The sequence below is a fragment of the Thermodesulfobacterium hydrogeniphilum genome, assembly GCF_000746255.1.
Taxonomy (GTDB): domain Bacteria; phylum Desulfobacterota; class Thermodesulfobacteria; order Thermodesulfobacteriales; family Thermodesulfobacteriaceae; genus Thermodesulfobacterium; species Thermodesulfobacterium hydrogeniphilum.
In genome coordinates, this window is the sequence record NZ_JQKW01000013.1 from 20,070 (window position 1) to 36,484 (window position 16,415).

Annotated in this window: 16 protein-coding genes; 3 read left to right on the forward strand and 13 right to left on the reverse strand. The window is 30.0% G+C overall.

Features of this window, described 5'->3' with window-relative positions:
- Positions 1-2 precede the first annotated feature (2 nt).
- From fabF to CC87_RS07590, 4 genes are all read right to left on the reverse strand, one after another.
- Positions 3-1,244 (reverse strand): beta-ketoacyl-ACP synthase II, encoded by a 1,242-nt coding sequence (gene fabF, locus CC87_RS07575; RefSeq protein ID WP_038057782.1) that lies wholly within the window; start codon positions 1,242-1,244, stop codon positions 3-5.
- Positions 1,245-1,258: 14 nt separating this feature from the next.
- Complete coding sequence (gene acpP / locus CC87_RS07580; protein WP_038057783.1) at positions 1,259-1,498, reverse strand: acyl carrier protein; 240 nt, start codon at positions 1,496-1,498, stop codon at positions 1,259-1,261.
- Between the two features lie 67 nt (positions 1,499-1,565).
- Positions 1,566-2,639 carry an LptF/LptG family permease gene (locus CC87_RS07585; RefSeq protein WP_038057784.1) on the reverse strand — a complete coding sequence of 358 codons (1,074 nt, stop codon included), beginning with the start codon at positions 2,637-2,639 and terminating at the stop codon, positions 1,566-1,568.
- Positions 2,636-3,733: an LptF/LptG family permease gene (locus tag CC87_RS07590; RefSeq protein WP_038057788.1), complete on the reverse strand. Its 1,098-nt coding sequence runs from the start codon at positions 3,731-3,733 to the stop codon at positions 2,636-2,638. Before CC87_RS07590 ends, CC87_RS07585 begins: the two co-directional genes overlap by 4 nt.
- Before the next feature lie 43 nt (positions 3,734-3,776).
- On the opposite strand from CC87_RS07590, the gene hemW reads away from it, so the two are divergent.
- The 3 genes from hemW to amrS are packed head-to-tail and all read left to right on the forward strand — an operon-like array spanning position 3,777 to position 6,725.
- Positions 3,777-4,937, forward strand: a complete 1,161-nt coding sequence (gene hemW, locus CC87_RS07595) for a radical SAM family heme chaperone HemW (RefSeq protein WP_038057790.1) — start codon at positions 3,777-3,779, stop codon at positions 4,935-4,937.
- Complete coding sequence (locus CC87_RS07600) at positions 4,928-5,650, forward strand: tRNA1(Val) (adenine(37)-N6)-methyltransferase (protein ID WP_169740279.1); 723 nt, start codon at positions 4,928-4,930, stop codon at positions 5,648-5,650. The genes hemW and CC87_RS07600 overlap by 10 nt, the downstream gene beginning before the upstream one ends.
- 58 nt (positions 5,651-5,708) lie before the next feature.
- On the forward strand, positions 5,709-6,725 hold the full coding sequence (gene amrS / locus CC87_RS07605; RefSeq protein WP_038057794.1) for an AmmeMemoRadiSam system radical SAM enzyme: 1,017 nt from the start codon (positions 5,709-5,711) through the stop codon (positions 6,723-6,725).
- Here amrS and rlmN read toward each other — a convergent pair.
- The 9 genes from rlmN to CC87_RS07650 all read right to left on the reverse strand — a co-directional run bounded on the left by rlmN (position 6,666) and on the right by CC87_RS07650 (position 16,412).
- Positions 6,666-7,766 (reverse strand): dual-specificity RNA methyltransferase RlmN, encoded by a 1,101-nt coding sequence (rlmN, locus tag CC87_RS07610; RefSeq protein ID WP_038057796.1) that lies wholly within the window; start codon positions 7,764-7,766, stop codon positions 6,666-6,668. The genes amrS and rlmN overlap by 60 nt on opposite strands.
- A 1-nt stretch (position 7,767) precedes the next feature.
- Entirely contained in the window at positions 7,768-9,348 is a 1,581-nt protein-coding gene (gene serA, locus CC87_RS07615) for a phosphoglycerate dehydrogenase (RefSeq protein WP_038057798.1), read from the reverse strand.
- Between the two features lie 29 nt (positions 9,349-9,377).
- Entirely contained in the window at positions 9,378-10,541 is a 1,164-nt protein-coding gene (locus CC87_RS07620) for a pyridoxal-phosphate-dependent aminotransferase family protein (RefSeq protein WP_038057800.1), read from the reverse strand.
- Between the two features lie 16 nt (positions 10,542-10,557).
- The gene (gene greA / locus CC87_RS07625) at positions 10,558-11,028 is read right to left on the reverse strand and encodes a transcription elongation factor GreA (protein WP_038057801.1); all 471 of its coding nucleotides are present in this window, start codon (positions 11,026-11,028) and stop codon (positions 10,558-10,560) included.
- 2 nt (positions 11,029-11,030) lie between these two features.
- Positions 11,031-12,098, reverse strand: a complete 1,068-nt coding sequence (locus CC87_RS07630) for a mechanosensitive ion channel family protein (RefSeq protein WP_211248410.1) — start codon at positions 12,096-12,098, stop codon at positions 11,031-11,033.
- Between the two features lie 32 nt (positions 12,099-12,130).
- Positions 12,131-13,417, reverse strand: coding sequence for an IMP cyclohydrolase (locus CC87_RS07635; RefSeq protein WP_038057803.1), 1,287 nt, complete (start codon positions 13,415-13,417; stop codon positions 12,131-12,133).
- A gap of 73 nt (positions 13,418-13,490) precedes the next feature.
- A complete protein-coding gene (lpxB, locus tag CC87_RS07640) occupies positions 13,491-14,645 on the reverse strand; it encodes a lipid-A-disaccharide synthase (RefSeq protein WP_038057805.1) in 1,155 nt (384 codons plus the stop codon).
- A complete protein-coding gene (locus CC87_RS07645) occupies positions 14,642-15,601 on the reverse strand; it encodes a Gfo/Idh/MocA family protein (protein ID WP_038057807.1) in 960 nt (319 codons plus the stop codon). The genes lpxB and CC87_RS07645 overlap by 4 nt, the downstream gene beginning before the upstream one ends.
- Complete coding sequence (locus tag CC87_RS07650) at positions 15,594-16,412, reverse strand: LpxI family protein (RefSeq protein WP_038057809.1); 819 nt, start codon at positions 16,410-16,412, stop codon at positions 15,594-15,596. Before CC87_RS07650 ends, CC87_RS07645 begins: the two co-directional genes overlap by 8 nt.
- Between the last annotated feature and the right edge of the window lie 3 nt (positions 16,413-16,415).

Consider the following 16,415-nt stretch of genomic DNA (forward strand, 5'->3'; position numbering starts at 1 on the left):
TTTTAGACTCCTTCCCATTTTTTAAAGACTAAACAGGCATTGGTTCCTCCAAAACCAAAGGCATTAGAGAGAGCTATTTTTATATTTGTTTTACGAGCTTGATTAGGAACATAATCAAGATCGCATTCAGGATCAGGTTCTTCTAAATTAATAGTAGGAGGAACAATTCCTTCATAAATAGACATTACTGTTAAAACTGCCTCTAAACCACCAGCTCCTCCTAATAAATGCCCTGTCATAGATTTAGTAGATGAAATCATAACTTTATAGGCATGATCCCCAAAAGCTTTTTTTATTGCTTTTGTTTCAGCTAAATCATTCAAGGGAGTGCTTGTTCCATGAGCATTAATATAATCAACCTGGGTAGGATCTATTCCAGCATCTTTTAAAGCAAGTTCTATGCATTTAGCTGCCCCTTCTCCATCTGGACAAGGGGCAGTCATATGATAAGCATCAGCATTAGCCCCATAACCTATAACTTCTGCATAAATTTTAGCACCTCTTTTTAAAGCATGTTCCATATCTTCTAAAATAAGAATTCCACACCCTTCAGCAATAACAAACCCATCTCTTTTAGCATCAAAAGGACGGGAAGCTTTTTCAGGTTCGTCATTTCTGGTTGAAAGAGCCTTCATAACAGAAAAACCAGCTACACACAGAGGAGTAATTAAACCCTCTGCTCCTCCACAAATCATAGCTTTAACTTTTCCTTCTCTTATAAGCTTAAAAGCCTCTCCTATAGCATGATTACCTGCAGCACAAGCTGTGCAAACCGCGATATTAGGACCTTTAACTCCATAAAGAATAGCAACTTGTCCAGCTGCCATATTAGGAATAATCATAGGTATAAAAAATGGTGTTACTCTTCTATAACCTTTTTCGTCTAAGATTCTGGTATAATGTTCTATCTGTCCTACCCCTCCCATTCCAACACCAATAATAACACCAACTTCATCTCCAAGATCACTGGTAGGTAGATTTGCATCTTCTAAAGCCATCCTGGTAGAAGCTAAAGCATACTGAATAAATAGATCTACTCTGGAAACTAATTTAGCAGGTATAAAATCTTCAGGTCTAAAATTTTTAACCTCTCCTGCAATTTGACTGGGAAGATTAGAAGGATCAAATTTAGTAATCCTTCCTATACCTGATTTGCCAGATTTTATATTTTTCCAAGTTTCCTCTACCCCTATACCTACAGGATTAACAGTTCCAAGTCCTGTAACTACAACTCTTCTTTTCACTTTAAAACCCTCTTCTATTGGTCTCCTATTTTGGATTTTACATAATCTATAACATCTTTAACTGTTCTAAGTTTCTCAGCATCTTCATCAGGAACTTCCATTCCAAAAGCCTCTTCCATAGCCATTACCAACTCTACTAAATCTAAAGAATCAGCTCCGAGATCCTCTACAAAAGAGGCTTCAGGTTTAATTTGATCTTTGGAAAGATTTAACTTTTGAGCAATAATATCAATAACTTTTTCTTCTACAGACATAAATCCCTCCTCTTGAAAAAATTTTTTTCTTTACTTTTACCAGATTTTTTTAAAATTACAAGATAATTTACTTATTTTTCTTTAAACTAAAAATAAAAAATACAAAAATAATTATACTCCAGATTATCAAAATTATACTTGCAAATAAAAATCCTTTTCTTAAAAAAGTCTGTAATAATAAAAAAAGACATAAAAATATAAAATACAAACTTAAACTCTTACTAAAACATGTTAACATTTTAGATGGTGCAAATTCTTCTAAATAAACATGCATTGGTAAAAATCCCAAAATAAAAGGCAAAAATAAATAAAATATTTTTAAAAATATCTCTGCTAATATATCATCATAGGGTCTTTTTACTTTTTTTAAAAATCTATATCTTTTTATAAGTTCTGAAAAAGAAAGAAATTCTATTGGTTTTTCTACAGTCACTAAGGTTGATGGCTTAAAAGGCAGTTTGGTTTTTATATTAGTAAAAAATTCTGGTTTAAATCCAAGTTCCTTTTTTTGTATTATAACCCCAGAAAGGACCCAGGTTTTATCAATATAATACCCGCTATCAATCCACCAGATCTCTTTTGGATCTTCCTTATCTAAAAAAACCAAAATTATATTCTTTAAATATTCTCCCTTAGGTTCTAATGGTTTAGCTATTAAATAATAGTTGTTTCCTGCAAAAAATATATCCCTATCAAAAATTAAATATTGCTTTTTTTGAGATTCTATTTTGTAATCCCAAGTATATAAACTCATAAAGGCAGCTTTAGGAAATATTAAATTCAAAATTAATCCTCCTAAGATAGAAATTATTAAAAGTCCCTTACTTAATTCCCTTAAAATTTCTTTTTTGGAAAATCCCAAGGATAAAAAAGCTAAAAGCTCATTAGTGCGATTCAGCCATAAAAGACAAAAAATACCAGAAAGTCCTATTATAAAAGGATAAATCTCATAGATATTAACCCATAACTTCCAAAATATATAAGATAAAAATAAATAAAAGGGCTTTTTAAATTTTAAAAAATCTCCTAATTTTTCAAAAAAATCTATAAGAATATAAAAACCACCAAAAATAAAAACTAACAAAGCAATTATTTTTAAAAGGTCTATTAAGATATACTTTTGAAATAGTCTAACTCTCACAGGAAAATCCCACCTTTTTTCTTTTTTAAAATTGCTATTTGTACAAAAAGTAATAAACTAACCGAGGTATAAAAAACAAGAAAACTTAATAAAGGATATAATCTTCCATTCTCTCCCAAAGAAACTAAAAATTGATAGGTTAAATAAAAAAGAAGATATACCACAATACCTATAAAAAATATCAAAAATTTATGGGAACTTCTTAAGCAAAAGCCTAATAAAAAAGCTTGTAATATTAAAAATATTATAGAAAAAGAATAAAGTATTCTACTATAATATTCTGTAAGATAACGATAATAACGAGATGTTTTAGGAGGTATTTTTTTCAATTCTTCTTTAAGTTCTAAAAAGGGTTTTTCACCTCTTGTAAAATATGGAATCTTTGCAAGCTCTTTTAGAGATACCAAAAATTTGTAATTTTTAAATTTTAAAACCTCTATATTTTCTGCTTTATTCAATGAAAAAGCCCAGCCTTGATCAAGCTCAAAAATATTGTCTTTAACAGAAAGATATCCTTCTTTAGTAAGAAATAACATTTTTTTCTCACCTGTCTTTTTAAAAAGGAAAACTTTTTCAAATTTATGTATATCTCCTTTTTTTTGAGAATTTTTTACATAAAGAACATAGATTTTTCCTAAGGGAACAGGTTTTTTAGCAGGGAATGGACGTTTAAATTGTTTTTTTATAAGATCTATTTTTATTATTTTCTGTGTTCTTTTAGTCCAGGGTAATATCCAAAAATTAGCTACAAAAGTTATAATAAAACTTATACCCATAAAGATACCAAGAGGTCTTAAAAAATCTTTTAAAGAAAAACCCAAAGAATAAAAAGCTAACAACTCTTTTTCGTCTTTTAAACGATAAATAGTAAAAATAACCCCCATAAAAGCAGATAAAGGATAAATAAAAGAAATGAATTGTAAAAAGATCAAAATAAAAATTGCAAAAATATGGAATAAAGATGGATTTAATTCTATAAATTTTTGTAAAGTGAAAATACCTTTAATAAGGGTTATAATTGCACTAAAACCAAAGAAAAAAGAAAAAGTGTAAAAAAAATATTCTTTAAGCTGATACTTTAGAAAAATTTTCATCTCTATTATTTTAAAGCTTTTTTGATAAAATTTAAGTAGTTTTATGATAAAGATAGGGTTATATCTTCATATACCTTTTTGTCTCAGAAAATGCCCTTATTGTGATTTTTATTCTATTCCTATAAAATTTAATAGAAATTTTGAAGAGAATTATTTAAAAGCTATTAAAAAAGAACTTGTTTTAATAAAAAATTTTCTATCAAAAAAAATACAAATAAAAGATTTTTCTTTTATTACTTTTTATGCTGGTGGAGGAACCCCTTCTCTTTTATCTCCTGATTTTTATGAAAATCTTTTTAATTTTTTGGATAATAATTTCAATTTTTCCCCTGCAGAGTTAACTTTGGAGGCTAATCCTGAAACTCTTACCTTAGAAAAGTTAAAAAATTTTCGTAAAATAGGAATAAATCGCTTAAGCCTGGGAGTGCAAAGTTTTTCCCAAAAAGGTTTAAAGTTTTTGGGAAGACTTCATACTGTAAGAGATATTGTCAAATCTATAAATTGGATTTCAAAAGCTAATTTTTCAAATTTTTCTCTGGATTTTATATTTGGTTGGAAAGGACAAGGAGAAAAAACTTTAAAAAAGGAAATTTTAAAGGCTTTAGAATTTGATCCTCCTCATTTTTCTTTTTATGAGTTAACTATAGAAAAAAATACCCCTTTTTATCATTTATATAAAGAAAAAAGCTGGTTTAAAGATAAAAAATCAGAAAAATTTTATCAAATTATAGAGGATACCTTGAGTAGTTATGGATATGATAGATATGAAATATCAAATTATGCTTTTTCTGGGTTTGAATGCAAGCACAATCTCATTTATTGGGAAGTAAAACCTTATTTAGGTTTGGGGCCTTCTGCTGTTTCAAGAATATCCTATCTTAGATGGGAAAATCCTCCTGACTTGAATCTTTATATTAATAATCTTTTAAAAAAGAATAAATTGCCTTTCAAAATTTTGGAAAAGCTTGACAACTTTGAATTTGCTAAAGAATATATCTTTATGGGGTTAAGACTTAAAAAGGGGATCAGTCTTGAAATTTTGAAAAACAAATATAAAACAAAAATAAAAACAGAAATCATAGATAGGCTTATTTATGAAGGTCTCTTAAGTAAAACAAAAGACAGAATATATCTCACTTTTAGAGGTAAGCTTCTTTATAATCGTATAGTTTTATTATTATGGGAGAATTTAATATGTGTATAACCCTAACCCCTTTTTTAAACGGTTCTTTAAGAGTTTATCAACCTGAAAAGGGTTATCGTTTTAGCATTGATGCAGTTTTATTAAGCTATTTTTTAAATCTAAAGCCGAATGAAAAAATTTTAGAAATCGGAGCAGGTTCTGGTATTATTTCCTTAATTGCCTTAAAACGCTTTCCTAAGGTGAAAATTTATGCCTTGGAAATAGAACCTATTTTTATAAAATGTTTAGCTAAAAATCGTGTGGAAAATAAATTAGAAGAAAGTTTTTTTATTATAAAAGGAGATATAAATAAACAACCTTTTAAACCAGAAGTCTTTGATGTAATTTTTGCCAATCCTCCTTATTTTAAATTCAAAGCAGGCAGAAAAAGCCCTTATGAAATAGAAAATTTTGCAAGAAAGGATTTAAAATTCAATTTAGAAAAATTCATTATAAAAGTTTCCTATCTCTTAAAAAATCGCGGAAAATTTTATCTTATTTTTACAGCTTTTAGATTAGCAGAATTGATTTTCTTTTTAAAAAAATATCATCTTGAACCTAAAACTATTAGATTGGTTTACTCCTATCCTGGAAGTGAGGCAAGATTAGTTCTTATTTCTGCAGTTAAAAACGCAGGAGAAGAAATAAGAATTTTACCACCTCTTTACATTTATCAATACAAAAAAGGTCCTTATACTAAAGAAGTAGAAAAAATGTTAAAAGGCTCATATTGAAAAACTCCTAATCAAGCCTATCTTTATTTTAAGAAGTCCTTAATAAAGGAGTCAAAAAATGAAAGTAGCTCTATTTTATGAAACTTTGGAAGATAAAAAGGTAAAATGTAAACTTTGTAATCACAATTGTATCATTCCTCCAAATTCTACAGGAATTTGTGGTGTTAGAAAAAATGAAGAAGGGGTTCTTTATTCCTTGGTCTATGGAAAGATTATAGCTGAGCATGTAGATCCTATAGAAAAGAAGCCTTTATTTCACTTCTTGCCAGGTTCTTGGAGTTATTCTATATCAACTGTAGGATGCAATTTTAGATGTAGCTTCTGCCAGAATTATGAAATTTCTCAGTATCCTCATATTTACAAAAGCATAGCAGGAAGACCAAAAACTCCCAAGGAAGTTGTAGAAGATGCTCTCAAAGAGGAAACTAAAAGTATTTCCTATACCTATACTGAACCTACTGTATATTTTGAATTTGCTTATGATTGTGCTAAATTAGCTGTTAAACATGGGTTAAAAAATGTTTTTGTTTCAAATGGGTATATGAGTAAAGAAGTTATAGATTATATTAAACCTTATTTACATGCTGCTAATATAGATCTAAAATCCTTTAAAGATAGTTTTTATAAAAATATCTGTAAAGCACGCCTTCAACCGGTTTTAGATAACTTAAAATACATTAAACAATTAGGTATCTGGTTAGAAGTTACTACTCTTATTATTCCTGGGGAAAATGATGATCCAGAAGAACTTAAAGATATCGCTAATTTTATCAAAACTGAATTAGGTCCTGAAACTCCCTGGCATATCTCCAGATTTTATCCTACTTATAAAATGCTTGATAAACCCTATACTCCTGAAGAAACTCTTTTAAGAGCTTATTATATAGGAAAAGAGGCAGGACTTTATTATATTTATATCGGAAATGTGCATGGTAATCAATATGAAAATACCTATTGTCCTCAGTGTAATACTTTAATTATTGAAAGATATGGTTTTAGGATTTTAAAAGTAAATTTAGGAGATAATAAAACCTGTCCTAACTGTGGATTTAAAATTCATGGAGTTTGGGTTTGATTTTTTAATATGTTTAGCTCTTAATTGCCCACAGGCAGCCTGAATACCAAGACCTTTACTTTTTCTAATTGTGGTTAAAATTCCTTGAGAAAGTAAGTATTTTTGAAACTTTTCTATCTCTTCTTCATCTGGTCTTTTAAAGGGTAAATCTGGATGAGGATTAAAGGGTATCAAATTTACTTTAAAGGGATAATCTTTCAATAATTCAGCCAACTTAGAAGCACTATTTAAATCACAATTCACGTCTTTTATAAGGATATATTCAATAGTTATTCTACCATGTTTAATTCTTGGAAATCTTTTACAAGCTGATATTACTTCTTTTATAGGATACTTTTTGGCAGCAGGAATTAATTTCTGGCGGATTTCATCTATAGGAGCATGAAGAGACAAAGCCAAAGCTGTAGGAAATTCCTTAGCTAAAATATCCATTCTTTCTACTATTCCTACTGTAGAAACTGTAAGTCTTTTTTTAGAATAATTAAATCCCTTAGGATGAGCTAAAATTTTAAGAGCTTTTATAAGATTTTCTAAGTTTAATAAAGGTTCTCCCATTCCCATAAAAACTATATTTCTAAGTGGAAGAATAGCTCCTTTTTCTTTTAAATATCTTCTTCCTAAAACTACCTGACCTATAATTTCATATACCTCTAAATTTCTTTTAAAACCCATAGTTCCTGTAAGACAGAATTTACATCCTATAGGGCATCCTACCTGGGTAGAAACACACAAAGTATAATGATCTCTTTCTGGAATGACTACAGTTTCTATTATTTCTCCATCTTTTAATTTAAGCACAAATTTAGTTGTTTCATCTATATCAGTTTTTTTTTCTATAATTTGAGGAAGTTCTAAGGAAAATTTTTCTGTGAGTTTTGCTCTTAAGGTTTTAGGAAGGTTGGTCATTTCATTAAAAGTTAGAGCCTCCCTACAGGTTATCCAGTGAAAAATCTGCTCCCCCCTGTAGGAAGGCTCTCCTAAATCTTTAATAAGCTCTTTTAATTCATCTAAGGTATAATTTCTTAAATTAAGTCTCTCCATTTTATAATTCTAAAGGTTTAACAAGATATACAGCAGGTAATTGGTTTAATTCCTCTAAAGCTTCTGAAGTTGGGGGTTGATCTAAACTTAATAAAATAACATTACTCTTTTTTAAAGGATCCTGTCCTACATACATTCTGGCAATATTCAAATTATATTTACCTAAGGTCATACCTATTTGTCCTATAACTCCTGGTTTATCCTCATTAAAAATATAAAGCATGTGTCCTTCAGGTAAAGCATCTAACCTGAATCCATTAATTCTGACTATACGGGGTTCTTTTTTACCAAAAAGTGTTCCTTCTACTACTGTTTCTCCTTCAGTATGTTTGACTTTTGCACTTATCAAAGAGGTAAAATCTTCTGCAGTTTCTGTTTTAGCTTCTATAACCTTTATATCTCTTTCTTTAGCTCTAATAAGAGCATTAACATAATTTACATCTTCTTTTAAAAATGGAGATAATAAGCCTTTTACAAAAGCAAGTGTTAGAGGTTTAACATCTAATTGAGCTATTTCTCCTTTGTAACTAATTTCAACCTCTTTAATAGCTCCTTCTGAAATTTGAGCAGCAAGCAATCCCATTTTCTCTGCTAAGGTTAAAATAGGTCCTATAATTTTTAAAGTTTCTGGGCTTAAAGATGGTACATTCACAGCATTTCTGATAATACCTTTAGTTAAATAATCTGCTACTTGTTGAGCAATTCCAATAGCTACAGTTTTTTGAGCTTCTACAGTAGAAGCTCCAAGATGAGGTGTTCCTATAAAATTATCCAAGGATAATAAAGGATGATCAGGATCTATAGGCTCTTTTTCATATACATCCAGAGCTGCTCCTGCTACCTTTCCTGAAACCATAGCTTTATATAAAGCCTCTTCATCAATAATTCCTCCTCTGGCACAGTTTATAATATAAACCCCATCTTTCATCATGGAAAAGGCTTTTTCATCAACAAGATGATAGGTGTCCTTTGTTAAAGGTGTGTGAATGGTTATAAAATCAGATCTTTTATATAATTCCTCCAAACTAACCAATTCTATACCTTTTTTCTCTGCAGCTTCTGGGGTTACAAAAGGATCATAACCAATAACTTTCATTTTTAATCCAAGAGCTCTATCTGCTACAATACTTCCTATTCTTCCTAAGCCAATAATACCAAGGATTTTATTATTTAATTCTACTCCCATAAATTTTTTCTTCTCCCATTTTCCAGCTTTAATAGAAGCTACAGCTTGTGGTATCTTACGAGCCAGAGCAAAAAGCAATGCTAAGGTATGTTCTGCTGCAGATAAAGTATTCCCTCCAGGAACATTCATCACTACTATTCCTTTTTCATTGGCAGCTTGTAAATCCACATTATCAAGACCTGTTCCAGCCCTTCCAATTACTTTTAAATTTTTGGCTCTTTCTATAACATCTCTGGTAACTTTTGTCCCACTTCTTATAATAAGTCCATCAAATTCCGGAATAATATTCAGCAATTCTTCGTAAGGAAGTCCGGGTTTATAAACTATCTCAATCCCAGCATCTTTTAAAATTTTTATACCATCCTCTGAAAGCGTATCAGAAATCAAAACCTTCATTTCTTTACCCCTCCTGATTACTTTATTTTTTATAAAAGTGTTTCTTTTATATAATCTTGTAAAATTTCCTCAGCAGCTTTTACACCTTTACCAAGTTCCACAGGATATCCAAAAAGATTTAATCCAATTTCTAAAGAAGAAATAGCTATAAGAAGATCAAAAGGAGATTGATCTCCCATGTGGGTAATTCTTATTATTTTTCCTTTTAGGTGTTCTTGACCTCCAGCAAATATAATACCAAGTTTATTTTTAAGAAAATTCAAAAGTTCTCCTACTTTAAAATTCTCTGGAGCTTTAACAACAGTAAGAGATTCAGATGGCACCTTTGCAAAAAGTTCTAATCCTAATGCTTTAACAGCTTCTCTACAAGCCTTAGCCTGAGTAGCATAATATTTGAATAGATTTTCAAGACCAATTTCTCTTATTCTTTTTAACATTTCTCTTAATCCAAGAAGCAAACTAACCGCAGGTGTGAAAGCTGTAGTATCCTTCTCATATGCTTTTTTTTCTTTTTTTAGATTGAAATAGTATTTAGGTAATTTTGAATTTTCTATTAAATTCCAGGCTTTATCAGAAAGGGCTATAAAAGATAATCCTGGAGGTAAACTTAAAGCCTTTTGAGATCCAGTAATAACTACATCAAGCCCCCATTTATCCATAGGGAGATCATATACCCCTAAGGCTGTAATAGCATCTACCACCAAAACCGTCTCTTTATCTTTTGTAATCTCTGCTATTTCTTTAACAGGATGTTTTACACCTGTAGATGTTTCACAGGCCTGAATTAAAATTCCCTTGGTATCTGGATTTTTTTCTATAGTCTTTTTAACATATTCTGGATCTACTGCTTCTCCCCAAGTAATTTCAATAGCTACAGGATTTAAACCATAAGTCTGAGATAATTCTAACCATCTTTTTCCGAATTTTCCTCCCACCACCACTATTACTTTATCTCCGGGTGAAAAAAGATTAACAATAGCAGCTTCCATTGCACCAGTGCCAGAAGAAGCAAAAAAATAAACCTCTTTTTGTGTTTGAAAAAGATATTTAAGGTTTTCTCTTATTTCTTTTAAAATTTCAGAAAATTCTGGTAGTCTGTGATGGGTCATAGGTTGACCCATAGTTAAAAGAACCTTAGGAGCTACTGCTACAGGTCCAGGAGTAAAAAGATATTTTTTAGCTAAAAACTCCATTAAAAAACCTCCTTTTTTAAATTTCTATATCTAAAATCTCAAAATTTTTAATTCCTGCAGGAGTTTTGACCTGCACCTCATCTCCTATTTCTTTACCTATTAAAGCTCTGGCAATAGGAGAATGTACAGAAATACAACCATTAGCTGGATCAGATTCATAAGGCCCAACAATTTTATAAACCACTATTTCATCTATATCTAAATTAAGAAGTTTTACTTTCACTCCAAATTGCACTCTATCTGGAACCTTTTTAAGAGGAGGAATTACTTCAGCATTAGCTAAAACGCCTGATAATTCCTGGATACGACCTTCTATATGAGCCTGTTTTTCTTTAGCTGCTTCATATTCTGCATTTTCAGAAAGATCTCCATGGGCTCTGGCTTCTTCTATAGCTTTAATCACATTTCTTCTTTCCACTTTAATAAGGTGCTCCAATTCTTTTTTTATTTTCTCTAATCCTTCCGGAGTAAAAGGTATCTTTGCCATGTCTAAACATTACCTCCTTTTATAATTTTTTTATTTTCCAATTCAGCACGAATCTTAGGTAAACAGTGAGGAAATTGTTTTTGTATAAAATTTATTAATTTTTCTCTTACTTCACAACGTAAATCCCAAGCTTTAGAAGAATCAGAAGCACTCATAAGTGCTCTCAATTCCATAGTCTTATCCGTAAGATCTGTTACTTGAAGTCCCCAAACTTTTCCATCCCAATTATTAGATTCTTTAAGAATCTCATAAAGTGCCTTTCTAACCGGATCTACAGGTAGATGATAATCAGCATAAATATAAACCGTAGCTAAAAGATCTGCAGAAACTCTGGTCCAGTTTTGAAAAGGTCTTTCTAAAAAATAATTTACAGGAACAATTAAACGTCTTTTATCCCAGACACGTACCACCACATAGGTGAGAGTAATTTCTTCAATACGTCCCCATTCTCCTTCTACAATAACTACATCATCTATTCGTATAGGTTGAGTAATAGCTAATTGAATACCAGCTATAATATTAGCCAAAGTCTTTTGAGCAGCTATCCCTAAAATAACACCTACTACCCCTGCTGAAGCCAAAAGACTCATTCCTATTTGTTTCACCTTTGGAAAAGTAAGAAGAGACAAAGAAAAAGCAAAAAATATGGAAATAACTATTATAATTCTTTTAAGTACTACTACCTGAGTATATATTTTACGAGCCTTGAGGTTATCAGGAGTATCCATTGGATAACGAGTAAGTATAAGTTTTTCTAAAAAATAAGCCCCAGCAATGAAAAGCCAAGCAATATCACATATTAAAATAAGTACAACTATATGTCTAAAAACACTTTTTACTTCTTCAGAAAACGGAACAAATGGAATCACCAAAAGAAGAATCCCAATAATAAAAATAACCAAAGCAGGACCACGTGAATATTTAATAATTAGATCATCAGTTTTACTTTTTGTTTTTAAGGTAATTTTTTTAAGTAAAAAATATAAAATAGTATGTAAAACTATTGCTGCAATAATTGAAATTACTAAAACACCAATTCCATATAATAAATTTTTATTAATTATTTCCAAAGTATTCCTCTCTTAATGTTAAAATTATTATATTAATGTTTAAAAGCTCTTTGAGCTGTAAATTTCATAGCAATATTATATTCATTACAAGCTTCAATTACTTCCCAGTCTCTTACAGATCCACCAGGTTGTAAAATCGCAGTAATTCCATGCTTAGCAACCACATCTACTGAGTCTCTAAAAGGGAAAAATCCATCTGAAATCATTACAGATCCTGCAAGTCCACCTTTATTTTTCTTGGTTTCCTCATCTATTTCCTCTTTTTGAGAAGCTGGTCTTAATCCCTTTTCAATTTCTAATTCTAATTGCTTATAAGGAATTCCGTATTTGTCATAACATAAAAGATCTGCATATTTAGTATAAGCTTTGAAAATAGCTATCTCTGCACAACCCACTCTATCCTGTTCCCCTGTTCCAATAGCTACAGTACATTCATCTTTAACAAATAAAACTGAATTAGAAGTTACACCAAGTTCTACAGCCCAACCAAAAATCATATCTCTAATTTCTCTTTCATCAGGTTCTCTCAGGCATTTATATTCTTTACCATCTTTTACAGCTACTGCAGGTTTTAAATCTTCCTTACTTCTAATTTTATTTTGCTGAGATACTTGAACTATAATACCACCATCTATAAGGCTTTTAAACTCTATCACTCTATAGTTTTGATAATCTTGAAGTTTATCCATATTTTTAATTCTAATAATTCTTAAAGATTTTTTTTGTTTTAAAATTTCAATAGCGCCATCTTCATATTCTGGAGCAGCTAATACTTCAAAATATTGGGAAGCAATAGCTTCAGCACAAGCTTTATCTACAGGATAATTTAAAGCTATAGCACCACCAAAAGCAGCAATTCTATCTGCTCTGAAAGCCCTTATAAAAGCCTCTTCTATAGTAGAACCATAGGCAACTCCGCAGGGATTATTATGTTTTACAATTACACATGCTGGTTTTTTAGTTAAATATCTTAAAATATTAAGAGCGTTATCTATATCTGTAAGATTAATCTTACTCGGATGTTTTCCAAATTGAATAAAATCAGATTCCTTTAAACTGGAAACTAACCCAAGGCCAGGAGCTATAAACTCACATTCTCCCAAAATTAAATTCCCTGCTACTAATTCATAAAGCGCTGCCTCTTGATCAGGGTTTTCACCATACCTCAAACCTCTTTTTTCAACAACTCCAGGTTCCACCTCTATTTCCCAAGTCCTTTTTTTGTAAATCAAAGTTTGATCACCAAAAGTTATTCTGATTTCAGAAGGAAAATGATCTCCTATTACTGTTCTATACATCTTCTTTAAATCTTCAGCCATAATCATACCCCCTTTATAGATTTTTAAATTTATTTATTGTTGTTTATAATATTATTTTTGTTTAAAATATTTGTCAAGAAAGTTTATTATTCAAAGATGTTAAATACTTTATCATATCTTCTGCAATTCTCCAACTTGCTCCAGGTCCTCCCAAAATTTGCTTTATTCTCTTTAATTCTGTTTTTATATTTTCTCTTTTTTCTTTATCTCTTATTAACTCTAATAACTTAGAACTAATATTTTCTATTTTATTTTTTCCTTTTAAGATCTCCGGATATACCTCTTTTCCTAAAATCAAATTAGCTAAACTTATATAAGGAACTTTAACCAAACTTTTAGCTAAAAAAAACATCCAAGAAGGTAAAGAATAAGTTACCACAGCTGGAGTTTCTACAATACCTGCTTCTAAGGTAACTGTTCCAGAAGCCAAAACTGCTACAGTAGAAAATTTTAAAATTTCATATTGAGTATTTTCTATAACTTTTATTTCCTCCTTTGCTTTATCCCATAAAAAGGAATCTTTTAATCCTGAAGCTTTTACCATTATACCCTGAACATAAGGTTCTTTCTCTTTTACTTTTTTAAAAACTTTTAAAAACATAGGAACATGTCTTACTATTTCTTTTTCTCTACTACCTGGAAAAAAACTTATTATAGGCTTATTTGGATCTAAATTATACACTTCATAAAAAACATCTTCTGATAAATTTAATTTAATTACGTCTAAAATTGGATGTCCTAAATAAATTGTAGAGATTCCATAAGAAGAAAAAAATTCTTTTTCAAAAGGTAAGACTACATAAAGTCTATCTACATATTTTTTAATAGTTTTGATTCTTCCTTTATTCCAAGCCCAGACCTGAGGAGCTATAAAGTATATAACAGGGTAACCTAATTTTTTAGCTAATTTTGCTATTTTTAAATTAAATCCGGGAAAATCTACTAAGATAACCACATCTATTATTTTCTTTTCTAAAAATCTTTTTAATCTTTTATATATAAACCAATACTTTTTAAGATCTGAAAAACCCGGAACTCCTACCAAAGCCAAAGACTCAGCTGGAAATAATATCTCAATTCCAAGACTTCTCATTTTAGGACCACCTATACCAATAAATTGAAAGACAGGATTCAATTCTTTCATAGCTTTGATCAACAAATAACCATAGAGATCTCCTGAAATTTCTCCAGTAATTAATAAAATTCTATGAGATAATTCTGGTTTCATAAGAACTTTCTTAAATTTTCATCTACTTGTCTTTTTATTTTAAATGCTAATTCTAAAGATTTTAATGCTTCCTCTCCTGTTACTTCAACCTTTTCCCCTGTTAATATGCTCTTTACAAATGAAGACAGTTCTTCTTTTAAAGGATCGCTTTTAAAAAAAGTCTGTTTATTTGATTGATATCCTTTTTTTGACATATCTACTTTTACTTCTAAATAACTTCTTTCTAAGGTATCCACTACATAATAAGCACCTTTTTCAAAAACTCTAAACCTTCTTTGTCTATTTAAAGATATTCTACTTGCCGTTAAATTGCAGGTAGTTCCATCTTTAAAAATAATTCTTGCATTTACAATATCTGGTAAAGATGTAAATAAAGGTGCTCCTACAGCATGTATTAATTCTATTTCTTGGTCTGGCTTTAAAAGACGAACAAGATCTAAATCATGTATCATTAAATCCAGAACAACATCTATATCTAAGTTTCTTTCTACAAAAGAAGACAACCGATGAGCTTCTATAAATAATGGATTTTTAACTTTTTTTAAAAGTTCTTTTACTGCAGGTTGAAATCTTTCTATATATCCAATTTGAAAAGGCAATTTCTTTTTTAAAGAAATTTCTACCAGTTCTTCAGCCTGCTTTAAATCATGAGTTAGAGGTTTTTCTAAAAATACTGCTTTCCCAGATTCTAAAAAATACTTACAAATTTCATAATGAGTAACTGTAGGAGTGACTATACTAACAGCATCAATCTTATTAAGAATTTTTTTATAATCTGTAAAAACCTGTGGAGAAATTCCAAATTGTTCTTTAAGTTTTTTACAGACCTTCTCTGCTTGTTTTAAATTTATATCTACTAAAGCTACAAGATCTACCTCCTGTATATCTGCTAATTTTTCAGCATGAAATTTCCCAAGATGTCCTAAACCTATAACTGCTATTTTTAGTTTATTCATTTTCTTTTTTATACCCTACTATTACTATTTTATGCTTATTAGCAAGTTTTAATGCTTCATCTCTTTGTAAAAAAAAGGTTTTCCCTGCTTCTAAAACTAAAACCTTAGCCTTAGCTTTTATTAAATTTTCTATAGTACGTAAGCCTATCACAGGTAAATCTAAACGCAAATCCTGTATAGGCTTAGCAACTTTTACAACTACCGCACCCTTTTTTAATTTACCCGCTCTTAAAATCGTAGCATCTGTTCCTTCCATAGCCTCTACAGCTACAGTCATTTTATTTTTTACTACTACACATTGACCAATATCTAAAGCTCCTATTTGTTTTGCTATATAAAAACCATATTCTATATCTTCCCATTCTTCAGAGGTAGGAGATCTTTTAGAAAGTACCCCTTCTGGAGTTAAAAACTCTTTCAAAAATTCAGCAGGGCCTCTTATTTTAAAACCTTCCTTTTCTAATTCATCTGCTACAGCCTTTAAAATAGTATTATCCTCTCTGTTTTTTAGTCTTCTCCATAAAGATAATGCTCTAAAATCAGGAATACTTAGTTTTAAAGCCAAACTTTTATCCACCTTTCCTAAAAAGACCAAATCCTTTACATTTTTTTCCTTAAAAATTTTTATAAGTTTTCCCAATTGCCCTATTGAGATTTTATAAACATCTTTTGTAATTTTTTTTAGCCTTTTTTCTTGTTCCTTAGAAAAACAAATAGCAACTACTTTACAATTTCTATTTTTTAAAGACTGAGCAAGTATAACAGGAAAATCCCCTTCTCCTGCGATAAGTCCTATAGTAGAATTATCCATAAA

Bases quoted from the DNA above. Each gene is read 5' to 3' on its own strand.
- acpP (WP_038057783.1), bottom strand. From the start codon at position 1,498: ATGTCTGTAGAAGAAAAAGTTATTGATATTATTGCTCAAAAGTTAAAT.
- CC87_RS07590 (WP_038057788.1), bottom strand. From the start codon at position 3,733: ATGAAAATTTTTCTAAAGTATCAGCTTAAAGAATATTTTTTTTACACT.
- hemW (WP_038057790.1), top strand. From the start codon at position 3,777: ATGATAAAGATAGGGTTATATCTTCATATACCTTTTTGTCTCAGAAAA.
- CC87_RS07600 (WP_169740279.1), top strand. From the start codon at position 4,928: ATGTGTATAACCCTAACCCCTTTTTTAAACGGTTCTTTAAGAGTTTAT.
- amrS (WP_038057794.1), top strand. From the start codon at position 5,709: ATGAAAGTAGCTCTATTTTATGAAACTTTGGAAGATAAAAAGGTAAAA.
- rlmN (WP_038057796.1), bottom strand. From the start codon at position 7,766: ATGGAGAGACTTAATTTAAGAAATTATACCTTAGATGAATTAAAAGAG.
- serA (WP_038057798.1), bottom strand. From the start codon at position 9,348: ATGAAGGTTTTGATTTCTGATACGCTTTCAGAGGATGGTATAAAAATT.
- CC87_RS07620 (WP_038057800.1), bottom strand. From the start codon at position 10,541: ATGGAGTTTTTAGCTAAAAAATATCTTTTTACTCCTGGACCTGTAGCA.
- greA (WP_038057801.1), bottom strand. From the start codon at position 11,028: ATGGCAAAGATACCTTTTACTCCGGAAGGATTAGAGAAAATAAAAAAA.
- CC87_RS07635 (WP_038057803.1), bottom strand. From the start codon at position 13,417: ATGGCTGAAGATTTAAAGAAGATGTATAGAACAGTAATAGGAGATCAT.
- lpxB (WP_038057805.1), bottom strand. From the start codon at position 14,645: ATGAAACCAGAATTATCTCATAGAATTTTATTAATTACTGGAGAAATT.
- CC87_RS07645 (WP_038057807.1), bottom strand. From the start codon at position 15,601: ATGAATAAACTAAAAATAGCAGTTATAGGTTTAGGACATCTTGGGAAA.
- CC87_RS07650 (WP_038057809.1), bottom strand. From the start codon at position 16,412: ATGGATAATTCTACTATAGGACTTATCGCAGGAGAAGGGGATTTTCCT.